Genomic DNA, 21,012 nt, shown 5'->3' with positions numbered 1-21,012 from the left:
CGGCAGATGGTTGCCGCACCTGGCTGAAACAATGCGGTGGCATGTTTTTACATCGATGTACATTCGCTGTAAAGGGTTCGGTGCAGACCTCTGCTCCGCGGATCTCCGCCGCACCGGTCCCCCGGCACCCTCAGGAGCACGGCAGAAAGGCCGGGCATAGACTCGGCGGCGCGCGGGAGCAGGGGAGATGGCGATGGCACGGCCCAGGATCAAGGACGTCGCCCGGCACGCAGGCGTGTCGGAGAAGACGGTGTCCAACGTGATCAACGACTACACCCATGTCTCCGACCGCACCCGGCGGCTGGTCCAGGAGTCCATCGCGCATCTCGGGTACCGGGTGAACCTGGCGGGCCGCCACCTGCGCAAGGGCAGTACGGGCATCATCGCCCTGGTCGTACCGGAGTTGGACGTCCCGTACTTCGCGGAGCTCGCCCGCCACGTCGTGCGCGAGGCCGGGCAGCGCTCCCTCACCGTGCTCATCCACCAGTCGGGCGCGGACCGCGAGCACGAGCTGGCCGCGCTCGCCGGGTTCGGGTCCGACTTCGTCGACGGCATCATCCTCAGCCCCCTCGCCCTCACCGCCGACGACCTTCGCGAGCGTGCGGGCGCGCCGCCCACCGTCCTGCTCGGGGAACTGCTGGAGGAGGGAGCGGACCACGTCGCCATCGACAACGAACTGGCGGCGCGCGAGGCCACCGCCCATCTGATAGCCATGGGCCGGCGTTCCGTGCTGGCCGTCGGCGGGCGGGACGACGTCGGCCTCGGCACCGCCGAGGCACGCACCCGTGGCTACCGGGCGGCCCTGGACGAGGCGGGCATCGCCTACGACCCGTCCGCGCTGCTGCCCGTGGGGTCCTTCCGCATGTCCGACGGCGCCGCGGCGGTGACCGACGCGCTGGAGCGGGGTGCGCGACCCGACGCGCTGCTCTGCTTCAACGACCAGCTGGCCCTGGGCGCTCTGCGCGCACTGCACGAACACGGCGTGCGCGTGCCCGAGGAGGTCGCCGTGATCGGCTTCGACGACGTGGAGGGCGGACGGTTCAGCGTGCCGACCCTCAGCACGGTGGCGCCCGACAAGGCGGCGGTGGCCAGGACGGCGGTCCAGCTCCTCCAGCGCCGCATCGACGAGGCGTCGGGCTCACCGTCGGACGGTGCGGCGGTCCCGGGCGTCCTGTCCCCGCAGGACCGGGTGGTGGCGCACCGCCTGGTCCTGCGCGAGAGCACCGAGGGCCGCGCGGCCACGGCGTGACGGGCGGGACCGCGGGCAGGGACGCGGCCTCCATGCGGAGTCTCCCCCGATCGGGGGCCCGTCGCCGTACCGTCAGTCCCGGTCCTCCCGGATCATGTCGGCACACTTCTCGCCGATCATCATCGTGGTGATGCAGGGGTTGACGGCGGGGAGGAAGGGCATCACGGACGCGTCGGCCACCCGCAGACCCCGCACCCCTTTCACCCGCAGCCGGGGATCGAGGACGGCCTCGGGGTCGTCGACGGCGCCCATCCGCACGGTGCCTGCGGGGTGGTAGACCGTGTTGTGGGTCTTCCGGATGTAGTCGAGCAGCTCCTCGTCGGTGGTCGCTCCGGTCCCGGGTGCCAGCTCACGGCCCGCCCAGGACGCCATCGGCGCCCGCGAGACGATGTCGCGGGCGAGCCGCAGGCCGTAGGTCATCACCCGTACGTCGTGCTCGTCGGTGAAATAGCGCGGGTCGACCCGGGGCTTGTCCCGGAAGTCGCGGGTACGCAGCCGCACGGTGCCCGTCGAACGCGCGCGGGTGACGTTGGGCGTGAGGCAGAAGGCGTTCTCGGAGGTGGGGTATCCACGCCGGTAGGTGTTCATGTCGAACGGCACGGACCCGTAGTGGAACATGAGGTCCGGGCGGTCGAGGCCGCCTTCGGTGTCGGCGAAGATGCCGATCTCCCACCACTGGGTGGAGGTGGTCACCATGGGCTGCCGCGCCTCCCACATGATCACCCCCTCGGGGTGGTCCTGGAGATGGGCTCCGACGGCCGGCGAGTCGACCTCGACCTCGATCCCCGTCTCGCGCAGGTGTTCCGCGGGGCCGATCCCCGAGAGCATGAGCAGCTTCGGCCCGTCGATCGCACCGCAGGCCACCACGACCTCGCGGCGCGCACCGACGGTGCGCGAGTGGATGAGGTCGGGCGTCAGGTACTCGACCCCGGTGCAGCGCCGCCCGCCGTCGAGGACGAGGCGTTTGGCCTGCAGCCCCGTGCGCACCTCCAGGTTGGGCCGCTTCCCGATGACCGGATGGAGGTACGACACGGACGCGGACGAACGGGTGCCGTCGGCACGGGCGTTGATCTGGAACCAGTGCGCACCGCGGGTCACCGTCGTGCCGGTGTTGAAGGGGGTGGTGGGGATTCCGGCGTCCGCACAGGCCTCCAGCAGGGCCGCGCCGCACGGGTCGTTCGGCGGGATCGTGCGGATCGTCACCGGACCGCCGCGGCCGTGGTGGTCGCCGGGCGCGTCGTTGGTCTCCAGCCGCTTGTAGAGGGGGAAGCAGTCCGCGGCGCTCCAGCCCTCGCACCCCAGGGCGCCCCATTCGTCGAGGTCCTCGGCGGGCGCCCAGAAGGCGATGCAGGAGTTGTGGGACGAGCAGCCGCCGAGGACCTTCGCCCGGGCGTGCCGCATGAAGCTGTTGCCGTTGTCCTGAGGCTCGACCGGATAGTCCCAGTCGTAGCCGGACTCCAGGAGCCCCATCCACCGGTCGAGCCTCAGGACGTTCTCGTCACCGACGTCGGAGGGACCGGCCTCCAGCACGCACACGGTGACGGAGGGGTCCTCGGACAGCCGGGCGGCGACGACCGCGCCGGCCGTGCCCCCGCCCACCACCACGTAGTCGAATTCGTCCCTCTGCGGGCTCTCAGCGGACATCGGTGTCTCTCCAGGGATCAGGGGGGTACGGGCAGGGTCAGGCGGACGGCGGTGCGGGCTCCGCCGGGTCCTTCACCTCGGAGCGGTGGCTCTCCAGCACCCCGGTCCTGTGCCGCTGGACGAACCAGTAGTAGGTGAACCCGCCGAGACCGACGATGCCGACGAAGACGAAGGCACCCCAGCGCAGGTACCAGTGCTGCGGCCCCGTCGCGTTGTAGACCTCGGCGCGTGGCCACGCGAGGTTGAGTGCCATCCCCGCGCCCCACAGCACGGCGAGGATGTTGACCGGCAGCCCGAAGCGCCCCAGGGTGAAGTTGCCCTCGGCGCACCGCCAGTCGCCCTTCAGCCGGCGGACCAGCATGGGTGTCGTGACCAGCAGGTAGGCCACGTAGATCATGATGACGGCGATGCTGGTGATCACCGAGAAGATCTGCGGCTGGTTGATGTTGATCACCAGGATGACGACGCCCACCACACCGATCAGGACGGCGGGGACGACGGGCGTCTTGAAGCGGGGGCTGACCCGGGCCAGGACGGAGCCGGCGGGCAGGTTGTTGTCCCGCGCCATGGCGAACATCAGCCGGATCCCGGCGGCCTGCACGGCGAGCACGCACACCGTGATCGCGACGACGACGCACCACAGGAAGATCTCGCCGATGGTCGAGCCGAGCGTCTGCAGCACGACGTACTGCAGACCGCCCGTGGACAGTTCCTTCGCGGCCAGGTCGGGGACCGCCAGCAGCGCGAAGAGCAGGATCAGACCGCCGATGAGGAACGAGGCGATGAGTGCCCGCAGGATCGCGCGCGGTGCGTTCCGGCTCGGGTGGTGCGACTCCTCACCGAGCGACGACGCCGTGTCGAAGCCGTACATCACGTACGCGGACGCGAGTGACGCGGTGAGGAATGCGCCGAAGTAGCCGAGGGTGCGCCCCTCACCGAGTCCGTACGTGTCCGTCAGGACGCTGCTGGGGCCACGGGTGATGTGCGCGGCCAGGAAGATGATCAGCGCGACGGCGGCGATCAGCTCGATGAACACGCCCGCGGAGTTGATCCGCGCCATCAGCTTGACGCCGAACGCGTTGATGAGCGTGGAGAACAGGATCAGTACCGTGCCCAGGAGCACCGCGTTCTTCGCCGCGTCGTTCTTGCCGCTGCCGTCACCGACGAACTGGAACCAGTCGTCGATCTGCGGAAGCGTGATCTGGTAGGCGAGGGCCACCGCGGACAGCGACACCATGGTGGCGGTCATCATCATCCAGCCGCCGAGCCAGCCTACGTGCGGACCGCCCATGGTCTTGGCCCAGTTGTAGACCGAGCCGGCCACGGGGTAGCGGGCCGCGAGTTCGCAGAAGCAGAGGGCGACCATCAGCTGGCCGACGAACACCATGGGCCAGGACCACCAGTAGGCCGGTCCTCCGAAGCTCACGCCGAAGTAGAACAGCTGGAAGGTGCCCGTCAGGATCGAGATGTAGCTGATGCCCGCGGCGAACGTGTGGAAGTTTCCCAGGGTCCGCTTGAGTTCGGGCTTGTACCCGAGTTCGGCGAGCGAGTCGTCGTCGTGCGTGCCGTCGGCCCGGGTGCCGGGGGGAGGCGCGCCCGCCGGTTCGGGGCTCGTGGGGCCGGACGCGCTCATTCGAACCACCTCTGGGGACGGGCCGCGGTGTTGCGCCAGATGTGCTTGGCCTCCTGGTACTCGGCGAGCCCGGCCGGTCCCAGCTCACGTCCCACGCCCGACTGCTTCATGCCGCCCCATTCGGCCTGCGGCACGTAGGGGTGGAAGTCGTTGATCCACACCGTGCCCGCGCGCAGCCCCGAGGCCACGCGGTGGGCGCGCTCGCCGTCCTGCGTCCAGACGGCCCCTGCCAGCCCGTAGACGGTGTCGTTGGCCAGGGCGACGGCCTCGGCCTCCTCCCTGAACCGCTCGACGGTGAGGACGGGCCCGAAGGACTCGTCCCTCACGACGGACATGTCCGGGGTGCACTCGTCCAGGACGGTCGGCAGGTAGTAGAAGCCCCGCTGCAGCGCCGGATCGTCCGGACGGGCGCCGCCGCAGCGCAGCACCGCGCCCTCCGCGAGGCCGGCGGCCACGTAGGTCTCCACCTTGTCGCGGTGGGCGGCCGAGATCAGCGGCCCGCTGCGCGACTGCTCGTCGAAGGGCCCGCCGAGCCGGATGTCGCGGGCGCGGCGTACGAGCTCGTCGACGAAGTCGTCGTGCAACCCGTCCTGGACGAGGAGCCGGGCACCGGCCGAGCAGACCTGTCCCGCGTGCAGGAAGACGGCCATCAGCGCGTAGTCGACCGCGGTGTCGAACTCGGCGTCGGCGAAGACGATGTTGGGGTTCTTGCCGCCCAGCTCCAGTGCGATCTTCTTCACGGTGGGTGCGGCGGCCGCCATGATGAGCCGTCCGGTGGCCAGGCCGCCGGTGAAGGAGACCATGTCCACCCGCGGGTCCGAGGTCAGGGGCTCCCCCACGGCCGCTCCGGACCCGAGCACCAGATTCGCGGCCCCGGGCGGCAGTCCGGCCTCGGTGAGCGTCTTCATCAGGAGGATGGCGGTGTGCGGGGTCAGCTCGCTCGGCTTGAGGACGAAGGTGTTGCCCGCTGCGAGCGCGGGGGCGACCTTCCAGGCGGTCTGCAGCAGCGGGTAGTTCCACGGTGTGATCAGTGAGCACACGCCCACCGGTTCGTGCACCACCCGGCTGTCGATGGCGGGGTCACCCGTGTCCACGACCCGGTCGGTGCCCCCGGCCGCGGCGAGATTCCCGAAGTACCGGAAGCAGTTGGCGATGTCGTCCATGTCGTACTCGCTCTCCACGAGCCGCTTCCCCGTGTCCAGGGTCTCGGCTCTGGCGAACGCGTCCTTGTCCCGTTCCAGCAGATCGGCGACGCGCAGCAGCAGCCGGCCGCGCTCCGCGACCGGTGTGCGCGGCCAGTCCCCTCCGTCGAACGCCTCGCGCGCCGCGGCCACCGCGGCGGCGGCGTCCCGCGGTCCCGCCTCGTCGACGGCGCCGACCAGTTCGCCGTCGGCCGGGCAGCGGATCTCCCGCGTCCCGCCCGCGACGGCGGCGCTCCATCGGCCACCGATGAACAGCTCAGGCATGGATTCCTCCGGGCTCGGTCCGGGCTCGCACGGATGGGTGGAGGCCGAAGCCGAACGTGCCGAGCCCGCCACCCAAAGTAAGCGCCCGGCGGTGGCCCCGCGCGCCGAGCGACAGGTCCGCCCGACGCACCCGCCGTTCCGGAATCACCCGCTCCCTCCGGGCAGGGACGGCGAGCCCCGGTGGCGGAGAGGCCGGGCGGTGGAGAGGTCGGGTGACGGAGAGGTCGGAGGCGCCGGTTTCCGGCCGAAGACATGATTCTCTTGCGGGAACCAATTCGACATCCCGGCAGGTCAGACGGTAGTTCTGGGTTGTACTATTGCAATTCGTCCACATGCCGGACAGGTGTCACCCGGTCGGCGCACCGCGTCCGAGCTGGCCGAACGGCCATTCGGTCGGCCCGTCACACGGGGGCTGGGCCGGAAAACACTGATCGATGTGCGCTCACTGCCCGCAGGCGCAAGACTCCCGACCGCAATCACGCCCCCAAGTGAAGGAGTTTCACCAATGCGTCACAACCTCGGCAGGATCGGCGTCATCATCACGGCTTCCGCACTCGCCGTGGGCGGCTCCGCGGCCATGAGCGTGGCGGAGGCCGGGCCCGTCCGGTCCGCCGGCCTCTACGCCCCGTCGGCCCTCGTCCTCTCGGTCGGCAAGGGAGACGCCCCCTCGGTCACCGTCCAGCGGGCGGTCACGCTGAGCTGCGCACCGCGCCCCGGCGGCACGCACCCCGCTCCGGCGGCCGCCTGTTCGGAGCTGCGCGCCGTCGAGGGCGAGTTCGCGCAGCTGGCCGGGCCGCAGTCGCAGGGCAACTGCACGCGCCAGTGGGACCCCCTCGTGCTCGGCGCGACCGGAGTGTGGCAGGGCCGCAACGTCTCCTGGTCCGCCACCTTCGCCAACGAGTGCGAGATGCGGGCGAGCCTGGCCGAGGGCGCGGTCTTCTCGTTCTGACCGGCGCACGGCTGCCGCAGCACGGCGTGAACGCCCCCGGTACGACGGACGGCCGTCGTACCGGGGGCGTTCCGCTCACGAGCCGGTGACCCGCGGGCCCGGAGCGCACCGTGCGCGGCCTCCGGCCGGGGGCCGCCCCGTTCGGCCTGATCCGTTACGGCGGCGGTGCGGGGCCGCGTGACCGGGCCGGGGTCCAGGCCGCCCGCGGACCTCGGACGGCGAGGCGTCGGACGCACTCAGCCCGTGGCGGCGTTGAGGAGGTCCAGGACGCTCTGCTGGCAGCCGTAGCCGGTCGTGCCGCCGCCTCCGCTCCAGTGCGGGCCGTACTGGTCGAGCGCGTTGCGGTCGCGGTCGTAGGCACTGTTCGCCCAGCGGGTCAGGGCCGGTGCGTAAGGGTGGTCGGACAGCCGGCGGTTGAGGGCGCCGAGCCCGCGTACGTAGGCGCCCTTGAAGCTCGGGCCGTCCCCCGTGCAGCCGTCGCCCTCGCCGGGTTCGCGCAGGACACCGCCCACCTGCAGCCGGACGGTGGACGCGTCGGCCAGGCCGCGTGCGGTCGTCAGGAGCCCGGAGTCTCCGGTCGCCCTGTGGAACTCGGTCAACGCGCCCAGGATGACACCCTGGTTGTAGGTCCATGCCGTCTGACCGTTGTTGACGCACGCGTCGTCGAGGCCGTCGTTGATCATGCGGTCGCCGTTGATCATGCCGCTGCCCTGGAACCAGCGCCATTCGCTCTTCGCACGGTCCAGGTAGACGGTGTCACCCGGAATGCGGTTGTGCAGGGCTGAAGTGAGCTGGAGGAAGAGCTCGTTGGTGATGGCGTTCTTGTAGTTGCCGTTGGTGCTCCAGCGGACGCCGCCACCGCAGGTGCTGTTCCAGTTCGCGTACATGTGGTCCGCGTCCGCCCGGGCGGTGTCGAGGTACCTGCGGTCACCGGTCAGGTCGTACGCGGCGATCCAGGCCAGGCCCCACCACCCGGTGTCGTCGAGGTACTCGTTGCGGAACTGGCCTCCCTGCGCGCCGAGGTTCTTCTCGTACGTCTCGGCGATGGCATAGGTGTAGCTGCCCATGCCGCTGATCCGGATGTTGTCGATGACGGCGGTCAGCGCGTTGGCGCCGGTCCACCAGCCGTTGCCGCCGAAGAGTTTGGTGCCTCGGTCGAACGACATCATCAGCGCCGTGGCGGCGGCCGTGCTCCTGCTGCCGGCGTTCCAGGTGGTGCGCGCCCAGGACGTACACGCGATGGAGCCTCCGGCCGGCTGGCCGCAGGCCCGGAGTGCGCCGACGCCCCGGGCGTTCCAGTCGTCGACGTTGTACATCTGGGTGCGCCACCCCCGGCCCCCGGAGGGCACCGAGGTGTCGCCGAGCCGGCTGCCCGAGTCCCAGGTCCGGCCGCCGTCCATGGAACGGTCCAGCCAGACGCGGTCGCCGGGTCCACCGTTGTCGATGGACGCCCAGCCCATCGCGTCGGCGTCGTCGAAGTGCAGGGCTATCGACCGCGAGGAGACCGCGGCGGTGACGGGGACGCGGTCCTGGGGACTCAGCCCCGGATCCCGGGCGTCGCAGTACGCGTTGCACACGACCGCCGGCGCTGCGGCGGCGGGGGACGACGCCCCGCCCGCCACCAAAGTCGACAACGTTGTCATCATGGCGAGGAATGTGAGGGATGAGGATCTCAGTGGCTTCACGGAGGAGACTCCCGAAACGTCTGGTCACGGTGCCGGATGCGCCGCCCGCTGCACGAGAGTGCACGAGAGCGCTCTCCGACGCTAGCTTGAGGTCATGTACGCGTCAATAGTCGGAATCGATCGGGCGGGTTGGACGGGTGCCGCGACTGCCGTGACAGCCCGCGGCGCCCCGCGAACACCATGAACTGCGGTCCGGGCCGAAGCCGCTGACGAGCACGCCAGATACACCCGCACCCTGGCCCGGATCCCAGCCCGGCACCACCACCAGGGAACGGACCTGCCAGATCACTTCGTCGCCCCCGAGCGGCCAGGAATGAAGTCGGTGGATCTTCGCCTCGCCGTCGGCCGGCGGCCTCTCGACAAGCAGTGTGCCGATGTCGGCCTCGGGCACGCCCGGGAGCTTCGTGACCACTTCAACCGCCGGCGGATGCGCTGCCGTGCCCCGAGGCACCGAGCCCGTGGACACGATCGCGGGGCGTTGATAGCGGCCGGAGGTTCAGGAACCAGCCACGTCTGTGGGCGCGGTCCAGCCCGTAGCTCGGATCCACCCGACCAGGTCCAGGGTGGCCGGCTCGATCGAGCGCGCCACCGCGAGGTCCGAAGTGTTTTCCGCCGCCTTCGCGAACTCGCGGAACATCGCCTGGTCGAGGTCGTTGGGAAGCACGCTCAACGGGAGAACCTCGTAGCGTGCCGGGAGCCCGGCGCGCGCGCCGAACGCCGCGGCGATCCGGGGGCCCGTCAGCTCGTCGCCGACGAGCTCGACGACTCCACCGGGCGCCTCCGCGGTGTCGAGCAGGAGCGCGGCGGCGACCCGGCCGATGTCCCTGACCGAGATCATCTTCAGGGCGACGTCCTCCGGCAGCGGCAGCCTCAGCACGATCTCCCCATGCTCCAGGCTCGGTGCCATCACGCTCGCGAAGTTCTCCATGAAGGCGGTCGCGCGCACCATCGTGGCCCTGAGGCCGGACTTCCTCAGGTGCTCCTCGATCCAGTGCTTCGAGTCGTGGTGCGGCACACCCGACTCCCGGTCCGCCCCGAAGACCGAGTTGAACACGACGTGTGGGACGCCCGCCTCGACCGCCGCGTCGACGAGCGCGGTACCGATGCGGATCTCCGCCTCGACCTCTTCGAGGCTGTTCGCCTCCGGGGTCATGAAGTAGAACCCCTCGACCGTCGCCAGCGCGGCGGCCAGCGACGCCGGGTCGTCGGCCCGGATGGCCGCCAGCTCGACGCCGCGAGCGGCCAGCGCCTGAGCCCGGTCGGACTGCGGGTCGCGGACCAGGGCCCGCACCCGCGCCTTGTGGTCCAGCAGCGCGTCGACCACCGCCCCACCCTGTCGCCCCGTCGCGCCGAAGACCGCGATCGTGCCGGTCGTCTGTGTGCTCATCACTGCCACCCTTCACTAGTTCACGGCGTGAACAAAACTAGTTCACGGCATGAACTACGTCAAGGCATGGGTGTAGCGGGACCTCAGGGCGTGATGGGTCAGTCCGAGGTGGGCGAAGAGAGGTCCGAGGTGTCCACGATGGCGGTGGCCACACGCTCGAAGGTGCTCTGGTCGTCGACGTCGAGGTTCCTCGCGATCTCGGGCAGGCGCTTCGCGACCTCGGCGTACAGGGCCTCGGCGAGCACCTTCCCCGTGGGCGTCACACTGAGCATGACGACCCGTCGGTCCTGCTCCGAACCCTCCCGGCCGACCAGCTCGCGCCGCGCGGTGCGATCGACCAGCTGGCTCAATGCGTTCTTGGTCATGCCCAACGACGCCGCGAGGTCAGCCATCCGCCGCGGCTCGTTCCTGATTGCGCAGAGCAGCGTGGCCTGCGAGGGGGTCAGGTCGAACTCGGCGCAGATCTGCGCGTACTTGCGTTGAATCACGACCGAGAGCCAGAAGAGCTTGTCGCCATAGTCCACGCCGACCTCCCCGGTCCGATGAAACGATCAGCCTACTCGTCGCGGGCCGGCAGCCTGCACCGGGCGGCCTTCCGGCTCGGCCATTGGTATTCGGCCCACCATGTGGATGATGACGGTACCGCTAACCTCGAATCACGCCCGAACAACGCAACTCGGACAGCGTCCGGCCTGGCCTCGTCGAGGCTCCTCCGCAGACCCCGGCGCCGGCTCCATGGTGGGCGCGCGCACTCCCGCACCTGGAACTGTGGTGTCCCACCACATACGCCCCTGATCTGCACCTTCCTACGGTATGGCGACACGGAAACGTCCCCGCCAACTGTCCGGAAGTGGTATCCATGGCCGCCCCAGCAACCGCTCCCCCGCCGCCGTCCAACCTCCGCCGCATCGTCGCCGCGAGCCTCGTCGGGACGACGGTGGAGTGGTACGACTTCTTCCTCTACGGATCGGCCGCAGCGCTGGTCTTCAACAAGCTGTTCTTCCCCGAATCCGACCCGCTCGTCGGCACCCTTCTCTCCTTCCTCACCTACGCGGTGGGCTTCGCCGCCCGCCCGATCGGCGCCCTGGTGTTCGGGCACTACGGGGACCGGCTGGGGCGCAAGAAGCTCCTGGTCCTGAGCCTGCTGATGATGGGCGGCGCCACCTTCGCCATCGGCCTCCTGCCGACCCACGCCACGATCGGATCCGCCGCGCCGGTCCTGCTGACCGTCCTGCGCCTCGTGCAGGGTTTCGCTCTCGGCGGTGAGTGGGGCGGCGCGGTCCTGCTCGTCTCGGAACACGGCGACGCGAAGCGGCGGGGCTTCTGGGCCTCGTGGCCCCAGACGGGAGCGCCTGCGGGCCAGTTGCTCGCCACCGGTGTGCTCTCCGCCCTGACGGCCCTCATGTCGGATTCGGCGTTCGAGTCCTGGGGCTGGCGCATACCCTTCCTGCTCTCGGGGGTTCTCGTGATCCTCGGTCTGTGGATCCGCCTCTCAGTCGACGAGTCGCCGGTCTTCAAGGAGGCGCTGCTCCAGGCCGAGCGGCGCAAGGCCGCCGCCGGGGCCGCGGAGAAGATGCCCCTCGTCGCCGTGCTCCGGCACCACTGGCGCGACGTGATCATCGCGATGGGTGCGCGGATGGCCGAGAACATCAGCTACTACGTGATCACCGCGTTCATCCTCGTGTACGCGACGACCGCCGTGGACCTGAGCAAGCAGACGGCGCTCAACGCCGTACTCGTCGCCTCCGCCGTGCACTTCGCCGTGATCCCCCTGTGGGGCGCGCTGTCCGACCGGATCGGGCGCAGGCCGGTCTACCTGATCGGTGCCATCGGTGTGGGACTGTGGATGTTCCCGTTCTTCGCGCTGATCGACAGCCGGAGCTTCGGGAGCCTGCTGCTGGCCGTCACGGTCGGTCTGATCTTCCACGGTGCGATGTACGCGCCCCAGGCCGCCTTCTTCGCGGAGATGTTCGCGACCCGGATGCGCTACTCGGGGGCGTCGATCGGCGCCCAGTTCTCGTCGGTCGCCGCGGGGGCCCCCGCCCCGCTCATCGCCACGGCGCTGCTCGCCGACTTCGGCACCTCGACCCCGATCTCCCTGTACGTCATCGCGGCAGCTCTGATCACCGTGCTTGCCATCGTCTGCGCCAAGGAGACCAGGAGCAGGGACCTCGCGGACATCGAGCCGGGGGCCGGGCAGCAGGCCACGGACGCCGAGGAGCTTCCCGCAGACGCGCGTACCGCCTGAAGCGCCGGTCCCCGAGGGGGACGCGAGACCCGTCCCCGTCACCGCCCTGCGGTGCGGGGCGGGCCTCGGGGTGCTTCCGGCCCGTCACCGCGCCGTGCCCGACGGACGGGGAGCCGGCCCGCGGAAACCCGTGTCCGCCGGCTTCCCGTCGCGATCCGTCGGCATTCCCGCTGCCGGTCCGGTTTGGTTCCGGGATTCCGGGTGAGACGCATCTACGGTCGCACCACGGCGCGTGAGCTCCTGCCGACGCCACGGAAAGCGGTCGTCCCATGGACCTGGGGAGGTCACCGGGACACCGCCGCCCGTGTCACCGGCATGCCGCGTGCCGCTCCGTCGGCGACGGGTCAGGCCCCGGGGGTCGGTTCGAACCAGGTGGGGCCGTCCGTGAGGGCCTGCTTGATACGGAACAGCGAGAACTCGCTCAGCGGCGGCAGAGCGTCCACGTCGAACCACGCGACTTCGAGCGACTCGTCGTCGTTCACGCGTGCCTCCCCTCCGGTGGCACGGCAGCGGAAGGTGATGTCGAGGTACTGGCAGCGGTCGCCGTTGGCGTACTGCACGGGCTTGAGGGCCTGGGTGAGCACCACTCGTTCCGCGACGCAGCGCACGGCCGTCTCCTCGTACACCTCGCGCTCCGCCGTCGCCGCCGGCTCCTCGCCGGGCTCGCAGATGCCGCCGACGACCGACCAGTCACCCGTGTCGGACCGTCGGCCGAGCAGCAGCCTGCCCTCGTCGTCGAAGACGACGGCGGTGACTCCGGGCAGCAGGAGCAGTTGGTGGCCTGCGGTCGCACGGATGTCACGGATGAAGTCAGGAGTAGCCATGGAGCGAGCCTACGTGGCGGCTCCCGCGGTCTCCCGGCCGGCCGAGGCGTCCTTCCGGGCCGCCCTCGTGCGCGCGGAGCGGACCGCGGCCCAGCCGAGGCCGGCGACGGCGAGCAGTGCGAGGATGCCCTCCGGGAGCGCCCCCATGCGCGTGGCCGGTGTGAGCGAGGATCGCAGGGGCACCTCGTCGACCAGGGCGTCCGGGGTGAACATCTTCGTCTTCTTCACGACGGTGCCGTCCGGCCGGATCACCGCGCTGACGCCGCTGGTGACCGGCACGACGACGGACCGGCCGTGCTCGACCGCCCGCACCTGGCTCATCGCGAGCTGCTGGTAGGTCATCTCGCTGCGTCCGAACGTCGCGTTGTTGCTCGGTACGGCGATGAGCCGGCCGCCGTGCTTCACGGTGTCCCGCACGGCGTCGTCGAACGCGGCCTCGTAGCAGGTCACGAGCCCCACCCGCGTGCCCGCCAGATCGAACACCCCGACCTTCGTGCCGGGGCCGAAGTCACGCTGCACCCGGTCGACGTCCTTGCTGAAGAGGCGTACGAAGGACCGCATCGGCATGTACTCACCGAACGGCTGGATGTGCCGCTTGTCGTAGGTGGCGACGGGTCCGCTCTTCGGGTCCCACTGGATCAGGGTGTTGCGGAGCGGACCGGTGTCGGGCTCGACGACCGCACCGACGACCGTGGGGGCTCCGATGGCCCGCACGGCCTCGTCGATGACCTGACGGGCGTCGGGGTTGCGGTACGGGTCGAGGTCGGAGGAGTTCTCGGGCCAGAGGACGAAGTCGGGCTGCGGCACCTTGCCCGACTTCACGTCTCGGGCGAGCTGCTCCGTGCGGGCGGCGTGGTTGTCGAGGACCGCACGGCGCTGCGCGTTGAAGTCGAGCCCCAGTCGCGGCACGTTGCCCTGGATCGCGGCGACCGTGGCCGTGCCGGCCTCGGGCGAGTCGTCGACGAGCGGGAGGGTGGCGAGCGCGGCGGCGACGGGAGTCGCGACGGCGACCGCCGCGGCCACCACCGCGGCGCGGGGCACGGTGCCGGTGGCACGGTACCGGCGTACCTGGCGGGCGGCGTCGAGCAATCCGAAGCCGCAGAGCACGACCGCGAAGGACAGCAGCGGGGTGCCGCCCAGCGCGGCGAGCGGCAGGAACGCGCCGTCGGCCTGGCCGAAGGCGATCCTGCCCCAGGGGAAGCCCCCGAACGGGACCCGCGCCCGGAGCGCCTCGTCCAGGGTCCAGACGGCCGCTCCCCACACGGGCGCGTACGGCAGCCGGGAGACCGCGGCGATTCCCATGCAGCCGACGGCGATGAACAGCGCCTCGGCGAACGCGAGGGCGAGCCACGGGACGGGGCCGACCTCCTCACCCGTCCAGTGCAGCAGGGGAAGCATGAAGCCCAGTCCCGCGAGGAGACCGAGTCCGAACGCGGCGCGCGGCCGGCGGGCGGTCAGGACCCATCCCAGCAGGGCGAAGCCGGGAAGTACCAGCCACCAGAGGGGCCGGGGCGGGAAGCTCGCGTAGAGCAGCGCACCGGACAGCACGGCGGCGGCCGGCCGGACGAGCCGCGGCCACGGCTTCCTGCTGCGGGACACGGGGACGGGCGGTTCGGCGGTGGTGATGGTGGCGCTCACCCGGCGGAGTCTACGGTGGACGGCCGTGCGACCGGCAGCCGCTCCGGCAGTGGGTCACGCGGGCCGGCGACCGGGGCCCGACGGACGCGTGCCGGGGCCGGTGGAGCGGGCGCGACCCGGCGGCGCGAGGTGACCGGGACGGGCTCAGGAGCCCGAGCGGCCGGTGACCTTTCCGGCGGACGCGAGGTGCAGCCGGTCGCGGATGAAGCACACGGCTGCCTCCGCGTTGTCCACGGTGACGGTGAAGGTCCTGCCGTCCCCCAGCCGGAGCACCAGTGCCTCGCCCCGGCGCACGACCACGGCGGTGCCCTTCTCGGGTCGCCAGCGGTAGCCCCAGCCGCCCCACTGACGCGGGGTGACCTTGGGTGCGAAGTCGGCACCCACCACGTGGGTGAGCAGGATCCGGCGCCTGGGCAGTCCGGCGTGCCCGCAGCGTACTTCCAGCGCGTCCCCGTCGACCTTGACGGCAACGTGGACGAAGGCGAGGGTCCCGAAGAGGATCAGCAGCCCCGCGAGGACGCATCCGATGACGGACATGAGCAGGGGGACGATCCCGGCGCTCCAGGCCGAGCCGACGGCGAGCTGGACGCCGAGCGCCAGGAAACCGGCGCCCACGGCCGCGAGCAGCCACTGGAAGCGGTTGGTGGCCCGTCCCGTCCAGACCATGGTCGGGGCCTGGCTGGAACCGTGCCTCGCGTTGGCGGGGTGGTCCGTCATGCCGAGCAGCGTACCCACGATCCGCACGCCGGGGAGAGGCCCCGCGAGCCCTCCGGAGCGACGAATCGGTCACACGGCGGGGCTGACCGCCTTTAGCAGCAGGCCCTCGGCGTAGGCCAGAGCGGGTTCGGGCAGCGCCGCGGCGCGTCCGGCGAGGAGCACGGTGAGGATTCCGGCCGGTTCGGCCGACGGAGCGGGCGTCGCTCCGATCCGTCGCAGTGCCTGTGCGGCCACCGCCTCGGCGGAGCCGTGCAGCACGAGGGGCGGACGTCCGGGCCGCTTGCGCTCCACGGCGGCACGGATGCGGTCGGCCACCAGCTCGTAGTGGGTGCAGCCGAGCACGACGTCCGTCACGTCGGCCGGGGTGAGTGCGGCGGCAGCCGCGACCGCCCTGTCGATGGACTCATCGTCGGCGTGCTCCACCGCGTCGGCGAGACCCGGGCAGGGCACCTCGGTCACGTCCGCCGTCCGGGCGAAGTCGTTGATCAGACCCCGCTGGTAGGGGCTGCCGGTGGTGGCGGGGGTGGCCCAGATGGCGAATGGGCCGCCGCCCGCGGCGGCGGGCTTGATCGCGGGCACGGTGCCGATGACCGGGAGTGCGGGTTCCAGCTCGGCTCGGAGCGCCGGGAGTGCGTGGACGGAGGCGGTGTTGCAGGCGACGATCAGGGCGTCCGGACGGTGGGCCGCGGCCGCTCGCGCGACGGCGAGCGCGCGCTGGGTCACGTCCTCCGGCGTACGGGGCCCCCAGGGCATGGAGCCGGGGTCGGAGGACAGCACCAGATCGGCGTCCGGCCGTAGCCGGCGTACCGCGGTCGCTGCCGCGAGCAGGCCGATTCCCGAGTCCATGAGTGCGATCTTCACCCGGTCACCATAGTCGACAGCCCCTGCGGCACCGCGGGAGTGGGGCACACTTCGCGGATGAGCGCCGTTGCCTGGATCGCCGTGGGTTCACTGACCGTGTGGGTCTGGCTGCTGCTGGGCCAGGGTTTCTTCTGGAGGACCGACCAGCGGCTCCCCGCCCGCAAGGACCCCGCGCGCTGGCCTTCGGTGGCCGTGGTCGTGCCCGCGAGGGACGAGGCGGAGGTCCTGCCGGTGAGTCTGACGTCGCTGCTCGCCCAGGACTACCCGGGGGAAGCGGAGATCTTCCTGGTCGACGACTGCAGCGAGGACGGCACCGGCGAACTGGCGCGTGCGCTGTCCGTCCGGTGCGGAGGGCTGCCGCTCACCGTGGTGACACCGGGTGAACCGGAGCGGGGCTGGACCGGAAAGCTGTGGGCCCTGCGGCACGGGATGGCGATGGCCAGGCAGCGCAAAGCGGAGTTCCTGCTCCTCACGGACGCCGACATCGCCCACGAGCCGGACAGCCTCCGTGAACTCGTCGCCGCGGCCGGGCCGGAGGGAGAGGACGGCTTCGACCTGGTCTCGCAGATGGCACGACTGCGGGTGACGAGCGTGTGGGAGCGCCTGGTGGTGCCCGCCTTCGTCTATTTCTTCGCGCAGCTCTATCCCTTCCGCCGGGTGAACCGGAAGGGCGGGCGTACCGCCGCCGCGGCGGGAGGATGCGTCCTGTTGCGGGCCGGCGCCGTCGAGCGGGCCGGTGTCCCGGACTCCATCCGCCAGGCGGTGATCGACGACGTGTCGCTGGCGCGCGCGGTGCGCCGGACCGGCGGCAGGATCTGGCTGGGGCTCGCCGAGCGGGTGGACAGTGTGCGGCCGTATCCGCAGCTGGCGGACCTGTGGCGGATGGTCTCGCGCAGCGCGTACACGCAGCTGCGCCACAGTCCGGTCCTGCTGGCGGGCACGGTCCTCGGGCTCGTCCTGGTCTACGTCGTGCCGCCGGTCACGCTGTGCGCGGGCGTGGCGGCGGGCGACGTGGTGGCCGCGGTGGCCGGGGGAACCGCCTGGGCGGTGATGGCCGGGACGTATCTGCCGATGCTCGGGTACTACCGGCAGTCCTTCTGGCTGGCGCCTCTGCTTCCCTTCACCGCCGTCCTGTACCTGCTGATGACGCTCGATTCCGCGGTGCGGCACCACCGGGGGGCCGGTGCGGCCTGGAAGGGGCGGACGTACGCCCGTCCCGAGGCCGCGCCGGAACCCTGAGCCCGGCGGGCGGCGCCCCGCCGCCGGGGCGCCTGCCGTGGCGTCACTTGCGGCCAGGGGTCCAGTTCATGCCCCAGCCGTAGGCGGCGTCTATGGTCCGCTGCGGACTCACCCCGCGCTGCGGGACGAGATAGCGGGCCTCGCGCTGGACCGTGAGGTCTCCCCCGCCGCCGGTGATCAGTGCGAGCGCGCAGACGGTGGACGGCACGGTGCACTCGTCGAGGGAGAAGTCGATCGCGGCGCCGTTCTGCGGCTGGAGGGTGACCGTGGCGTGCAGATCGGCGAAGCTCCGGGCGCCCTCGTAGATGGTGACGAAGATGAGGACGCGGCGGAGCCGGTCCTTGTGGTCGAGGTTGACCGTGAGGTTCTCACCCGTGGAGACCGCGCCGGTGCGGTCGTCGCCGTCGAGGTGGATGTACGGCGGCTGCCGGAGGGATCCGAAGGCGTTGCCGAGCGCCTGCACGACGCCCTTGCTCCCGTCGGTGAGTTCGTAGAGTGCGCAGAGGTCGAGGTCGAGGTCGGCGTGGTTGGCCACGGCCCTGCCCAGTTTCGCCCCCCAGCCCTTGAACTGTTTGCGCACCTCCCAGTTGAGATTGACGCGGAGCACTCCGGACGTGCCGCCCTGCTTCGCGAGGGAGACCGTCGGCGCCTCCTTCGTCAGGGTGACCTTGGTCAGACGGACGGGCTGCGCGGCGGGCGGTGCGGCGGGGGGCGCGGGTGGCCGGACGGGGGCGGGGCGGTGGGTGGCGGGAGGCGCCGGGGGCTGCGGGGCCGTCGCGGGCCGCTGCGGCTCGTCGACCGAGATGCCGAAGTCCGTGGCGAGGCCCGCGAGCCCGGTGTCGTAGCCCTGCCCCACGGCCCTGAACTTCCAGGCTCCCTGCCGCAGGTAGAGCTCGCCGAGGATGAAGGCGGTCTCCACCGTGGCGTCCGCGGTGTCGAAGCGGGCGATCTCGGAGCCGTCGGCCCGGTCCACGATCCTGACGTGGAGCCCGGCCACCCGCCCGAAGGTGCCGCCGTCCGCCGAGGCGGCCACGACGACGCGGTCGATGGCCGGCTCCATCCGCCCGAAGTCGACCGTGAGGCTGTCGGTGACGACGTCCCCCGCCGTGCGCTTGCCTTCGTGGCGGACCGCGCCCGATCCGTGCACCGGCTGGTTGTAGAAGACGAAGTCGGCGTCGCCGCGCACCTTCCCGGACACCGTCAGGAGTGCCGAACCGTCCACGTCGGGTGTCCCGGGAGACGTGCGCCAGCCCAGTTCGACCCGCACGGCCCGCGCCGGCACCACGACGTTGGTTCCCTTTTGCATGGTCATGCTCGCCCCCATCACGAGTCCGGCTGCCCGGAGCGTTTCCGCCAACCTAATTCCCCGGCACCCCGGCAGCCCACACTCACGGCGCGACGACAGCCGGCAATCTCCCGGCGGCGCCCGTGACCTCTCCGCGGCCAGGGGTACGGCTCCTCAGTCCCGCTCCACCGCGTAGGCGAAGGCCGTCCGGTGCTCCTGATGGCTCTCACGGCCGTCCCGTGCCCTCAGCGCCAGGTCCGACCCGAGTCTCCGCGCCAGTTCCCGGGCCTCGGGCCGGGGCGCCGCGCCCTCGGCGAACTCCAGGAACCGCACCAGGGACTCGATCTCCCCGGTGTGCAGCACGACCTCGACGAGGTCCTGCTCCGGCTCGGTGAGGGCCGCGAGGACCCGCTCCTGGCAGGCCTCCGTCCTCACGCTCGCGAACCTCTGGTCGAAGTACCCCTCCTCCGCCGCCGTTCCGCCCCCGACCTCACGGAGCCTCGCGAGCAGTGCCCGCGGTTCTGCGCGTGGGGCGCGGTAGAACGGCCGCTCGGCGCTGCCCGCTGCCGAGGGGTCCATCCGCACCTCGGACAGGAACGCCGCGACCCGCGCGGGAGCGGGCAGGAGGCCCGCACCCATCCAGCGGGCCGAGTGCATGAGCCCCCGTCCGGAGCCGTGAGGGGTGCGGAAGAAGCACCATCCCGAGACGCCGCACCACAGGAGGCCCGCACCGCCCTCCTCGGCGGACAGCCGTCGCTGGAACGCCTGCGTGAATTCCACGCTGCCTTCGACGTCCCCGTCGAAGTCCGCCTGACTCGGGTCGTCGTACGAGCCGAAGGCCGAGACGCCGGCCACCGGCAGCCCCTCGTCGAGGAGTACGGCAGACACCGCCACCATGTAGTGGCCTATCGCGTCGTCGAGTTCCTCCCGAAGCCGCTGAACGCCGTCCTGGTCATACGTCACGATGGTTCTCCGAATCCGGGCGGGCGACGGGCTCGCCTTTCCCGCTGTTTCCCGGAAGTTGCCTGCTCACACAAGGTTCACCGGGCTGTAACACCCGAGGGGACGGGCTGCGATTGCGGTGATCCGCCTTCTCCGCATGCCTTGATCCCATCGGCTGCGTGTGCGCCTTTGAATGACCGGTCGTCAGTCGGCGTGACGGCAGCCGGTGCGGCGGGAGCGGGCAGGGGAACGACGGGGTTACGGCCGCCTCCGGGCGGACCCCGCCGCGGCGCTGTCTCCCGGGCGCACCGTCGATGCCCGGGGCTCGGTGAGCGGACGCCGTCCCCCGTGCGGCACCCCTCGTGACCACGGGAAGGGCGGGCCGGACGCCCGTACCACCGGTGGGGCCGGGCACCCCGGCCCCCGCTGTTCACCGCCGCCCGCCCGCTTTTGGAGAAGCCGGGCAGCACGAACGGCGCGGGCGATCTCCCACGGGAGGCCGGGGCGGGTAACGCGGCCCGGCCGATGCCGGGCGACTTCCGGATGTCGCCCTTTGTAGCCTGCCCGACACGATTTGTTAGCCCGCGCTCCCACGGAAAAGCCCGGCCGTTTACGGGGGCTTTAACGATGCTCTGACAGGTCGGACCGACAAAAGCAGCGTAAAACGGATAACCCCAAGATTGGGGCTCCCCAACCGGCACATCGTGGGCTTAACTTATGTGTCATGACCTCCCCCCGCTCCACCTACGGCAGCGGCTACTACGCCGCGCCGTCGTTCCCCGACACCCCGATCTACGACTCCCTGGTCGCAGAGCGGGGAACCCCTCAGATCGCACCGATCCGGGTCCCCGCCGCCTACGACACCGGGAACAGCTACCTGCCGGCCCTGCCGTCGGCGCTCCCGGCGCTGCCCGCCGCCCCGTCCCAGCACAACGGGTCGTACGGCTACCCGCAGCAGACCTCGCAGCCGCAGTACCAGAACGCCGGGATGCAGCAGGCGCCGATGATGCAGCCCGCGCAGCTGCAGCACGCGCCCGCTCCGTACATCCCCCAGCAGCCTTCCGCGCCCCGCGGCTACCAGCAGCAGCCGCAACAGCCGCAGCGCCCCGGCACGGGATACGAGGCCATGCGCCCCGCCTCCCCGCGGCCGGCGCCCGCGCAGTCTCCGTACGAGGACCCGTACAACCGTCCGTACCAGGGTGGCCGGGGGTACTGACCGGGCATAGCGGGTCGAGACTGGCAAAA

18 protein-coding genes are annotated in these 21,012 nt (G+C 71.3%); 5 read left to right on the top strand and 13 right to left on the bottom strand.

Features of this window, described 5'->3' with window-relative positions:
* Positions 1-193 precede the first annotated feature (193 nt).
* Positions 194-1,249, top strand: coding sequence for a LacI family DNA-binding transcriptional regulator (locus tag ACFYY2_RS29370; protein ID WP_388748539.1), 1,056 nt, complete (start codon positions 194-196; stop codon positions 1,247-1,249).
* 72 nt (positions 1,250-1,321) lie between these two features.
* On the opposite strand, the gene ACFYY2_RS29365 is transcribed toward ACFYY2_RS29370, so the two are convergent.
* The 3 genes from ACFYY2_RS29365 to ACFYY2_RS29355 are packed head-to-tail and all read right to left on the bottom strand — an operon-like array spanning position 1,322 to position 5,992.
* Positions 1,322-2,893, bottom strand: a complete 1,572-nt coding sequence (locus ACFYY2_RS29365; protein ID WP_388748537.1) for a GMC family oxidoreductase — start codon at positions 2,891-2,893, stop codon at positions 1,322-1,324.
* Positions 2,894-2,930: 37 nt separating this feature from the next.
* Entirely contained in the window at positions 2,931-4,526 is a 1,596-nt protein-coding gene (locus ACFYY2_RS29360; RefSeq protein WP_388748535.1) for an APC family permease, read from the bottom strand.
* Entirely contained in the window at positions 4,523-5,992 is a 1,470-nt protein-coding gene (locus ACFYY2_RS29355) for an aldehyde dehydrogenase family protein (protein ID WP_388748533.1), read from the bottom strand. The genes ACFYY2_RS29360 and ACFYY2_RS29355 overlap by 4 nt, the downstream gene beginning before the upstream one ends.
* Before the next feature lie 505 nt (positions 5,993-6,497).
* On the opposite strand from ACFYY2_RS29355, the gene ACFYY2_RS29350 reads away from it, so the two are divergent.
* Positions 6,498-6,941: a subtilase-type protease inhibitor gene (locus tag ACFYY2_RS29350; RefSeq protein ID WP_388748531.1), complete on the top strand. Its 444-nt coding sequence runs from the start codon at positions 6,498-6,500 to the stop codon at positions 6,939-6,941.
* Positions 6,942-7,177: 236 nt separating this feature from the next.
* Here ACFYY2_RS29350 and ACFYY2_RS29345 read toward each other — a convergent pair whose 3' ends face one another.
* From ACFYY2_RS29345 to ACFYY2_RS29330, 4 genes are all read right to left on the bottom strand, one after another.
* Entirely contained in the window at positions 7,178-8,587 is a 1,410-nt protein-coding gene (locus ACFYY2_RS29345) for a glycoside hydrolase family 76 protein (protein WP_388748529.1), read from the bottom strand.
* A 142-nt stretch (positions 8,588-8,729) separates the two neighbouring features.
* The gene (locus ACFYY2_RS29340) at positions 8,730-9,017 is read right to left on the bottom strand and encodes a hypothetical protein (RefSeq protein ID WP_388748527.1); all 288 of its coding nucleotides are present in this window, start codon (positions 9,015-9,017) and stop codon (positions 8,730-8,732) included.
* Between the two features lie 105 nt (positions 9,018-9,122).
* The gene (locus tag ACFYY2_RS29335; protein ID WP_388748525.1) at positions 9,123-10,013 is read right to left on the bottom strand and encodes an NmrA family NAD(P)-binding protein; all 891 of its coding nucleotides are present in this window, start codon (positions 10,011-10,013) and stop codon (positions 9,123-9,125) included.
* Positions 10,014-10,111: 98 nt separating this feature from the next.
* Positions 10,112-10,537, bottom strand: coding sequence for a MarR family winged helix-turn-helix transcriptional regulator (locus ACFYY2_RS29330; RefSeq protein WP_388748523.1), 426 nt, complete (start codon positions 10,535-10,537; stop codon positions 10,112-10,114).
* Positions 10,538-10,872: 335 nt separating this feature from the next.
* On the opposite strand from ACFYY2_RS29330, the gene ACFYY2_RS29325 reads away from it, so the two are divergent.
* Complete coding sequence (locus ACFYY2_RS29325) at positions 10,873-12,261, top strand: MFS transporter (RefSeq protein WP_388748521.1); 1,389 nt, start codon at positions 10,873-10,875, stop codon at positions 12,259-12,261.
* Positions 12,262-12,605: 344 nt separating this feature from the next.
* Here ACFYY2_RS29325 and ACFYY2_RS29320 read toward each other — a convergent pair whose 3' ends face one another.
* The 4 genes from ACFYY2_RS29320 to ACFYY2_RS29305 all read right to left on the bottom strand — a co-directional run bounded on the left by ACFYY2_RS29320 (position 12,606) and on the right by ACFYY2_RS29305 (position 16,301).
* Positions 12,606-13,085: an NUDIX domain-containing protein gene (locus tag ACFYY2_RS29320; protein WP_388748519.1), complete on the bottom strand. Its 480-nt coding sequence runs from the start codon at positions 13,083-13,085 to the stop codon at positions 12,606-12,608.
* A 9-nt stretch (positions 13,086-13,094) separates the two neighbouring features.
* On the bottom strand, positions 13,095-14,723 hold the full coding sequence (gene lnt / locus ACFYY2_RS29315; protein ID WP_388748517.1) for an apolipoprotein N-acyltransferase: 1,629 nt from the start codon (positions 14,721-14,723) through the stop codon (positions 13,095-13,097).
* A 144-nt stretch (positions 14,724-14,867) separates the two neighbouring features.
* Positions 14,868-15,440, bottom strand: a complete 573-nt coding sequence (locus ACFYY2_RS29310) for a hypothetical protein (protein ID WP_388748515.1) — start codon at positions 15,438-15,440, stop codon at positions 14,868-14,870.
* A gap of 69 nt (positions 15,441-15,509) precedes the next feature.
* Positions 15,510-16,301 (bottom strand): glutamate racemase, encoded by a 792-nt coding sequence (locus ACFYY2_RS29305; protein ID WP_388748513.1) that lies wholly within the window; start codon positions 16,299-16,301, stop codon positions 15,510-15,512.
* Between the two features lie 57 nt (positions 16,302-16,358).
* Here ACFYY2_RS29305 and ACFYY2_RS29300 point away from each other — a divergent pair, with 57 nt between their 5' ends.
* Entirely contained in the window at positions 16,359-17,540 is a 1,182-nt protein-coding gene (locus ACFYY2_RS29300; protein ID WP_388748511.1) for a glycosyltransferase, read from the top strand.
* A 43-nt stretch (positions 17,541-17,583) separates the two neighbouring features.
* Here ACFYY2_RS29300 and ACFYY2_RS29295 read toward each other — a convergent pair whose 3' ends face one another.
* Positions 17,584-18,864 carry a TerD family protein gene (locus tag ACFYY2_RS29295; RefSeq protein WP_388748654.1) on the bottom strand — a complete coding sequence of 427 codons (1,281 nt, stop codon included), beginning with the start codon at positions 18,862-18,864 and terminating at the stop codon, positions 17,584-17,586.
* Between the two features lie 135 nt (positions 18,865-18,999).
* A complete protein-coding gene (locus tag ACFYY2_RS29290; protein WP_388748509.1) occupies positions 19,000-19,788 on the bottom strand; it encodes a hypothetical protein in 789 nt (262 codons plus the stop codon).
* A 703-nt stretch (positions 19,789-20,491) separates the two neighbouring features.
* Here ACFYY2_RS29290 and ACFYY2_RS29285 point away from each other — a divergent pair.
* Positions 20,492-20,983: a DUF6643 family protein gene (locus ACFYY2_RS29285; RefSeq protein ID WP_388748507.1), complete on the top strand. Its 492-nt coding sequence runs from the start codon at positions 20,492-20,494 to the stop codon at positions 20,981-20,983.
* The last annotated feature ends 29 nt before the right edge of the window (positions 20,984-21,012 follow it).

The organism is Streptomyces sp. NPDC001822 (assembly GCF_042892135.1).
In the GTDB taxonomy this organism is placed as follows: Bacteria; Actinomycetota; Actinomycetes; order Streptomycetales; family Streptomycetaceae; genus Streptomyces.
Note: the sequence above shows the minus strand (reverse complement) of the source record. Positions and strands in the feature narration are given on the sequence as shown.

Coding starts and splice junctions, on each gene's coding strand:
- ACFYY2_RS29370 (WP_388748539.1), top strand. CDS start 194: ATGGCACGGCCCAGGATCAAGGACGTCGCCCGGCACGCAGGCGTGTCG.
- ACFYY2_RS29365 (WP_388748537.1), bottom strand. CDS start 2,893: ATGTCCGCTGAGAGCCCGCAGAGGGACGAATTCGACTACGTGGTGGTG.
- ACFYY2_RS29360 (WP_388748535.1), bottom strand. CDS start 4,526: ATGAGCGCGTCCGGCCCCACGAGCCCCGAACCGGCGGGCGCGCCTCCC.
- ACFYY2_RS29355 (WP_388748533.1), bottom strand. CDS start 5,992: ATGCCTGAGCTGTTCATCGGTGGCCGATGGAGCGCCGCCGTCGCGGGC.
- ACFYY2_RS29350 (WP_388748531.1), top strand. CDS start 6,498: ATGCGTCACAACCTCGGCAGGATCGGCGTCATCATCACGGCTTCCGCA.
- ACFYY2_RS29345 (WP_388748529.1), bottom strand. CDS start 8,587: ATGATGACAACGTTGTCGACTTTGGTGGCGGGCGGGGCGTCGTCCCCC.
- ACFYY2_RS29335 (WP_388748525.1), bottom strand. CDS start 10,013: ATGAGCACACAGACGACCGGCACGATCGCGGTCTTCGGCGCGACGGGG.
- ACFYY2_RS29325 (WP_388748521.1), top strand. CDS start 10,873: ATGGCCGCCCCAGCAACCGCTCCCCCGCCGCCGTCCAACCTCCGCCGC.
- ACFYY2_RS29320 (WP_388748519.1), bottom strand. CDS start 13,085: ATGGCTACTCCTGACTTCATCCGTGACATCCGTGCGACCGCAGGCCAC.
- ACFYY2_RS29310 (WP_388748515.1), bottom strand. CDS start 15,440: ATGACGGACCACCCCGCCAACGCGAGGCACGGTTCCAGCCAGGCCCCG.
- ACFYY2_RS29300 (WP_388748511.1), top strand. CDS start 16,359: ATGAGCGCCGTTGCCTGGATCGCCGTGGGTTCACTGACCGTGTGGGTC.
- ACFYY2_RS29295 (WP_388748654.1), bottom strand. CDS start 18,864: ATGGGGGCGAGCATGACCATGCAAAAGGGAACCAACGTCGTGGTGCCG.
- ACFYY2_RS29285 (WP_388748507.1), top strand. CDS start 20,492: ATGACCTCCCCCCGCTCCACCTACGGCAGCGGCTACTACGCCGCGCCG.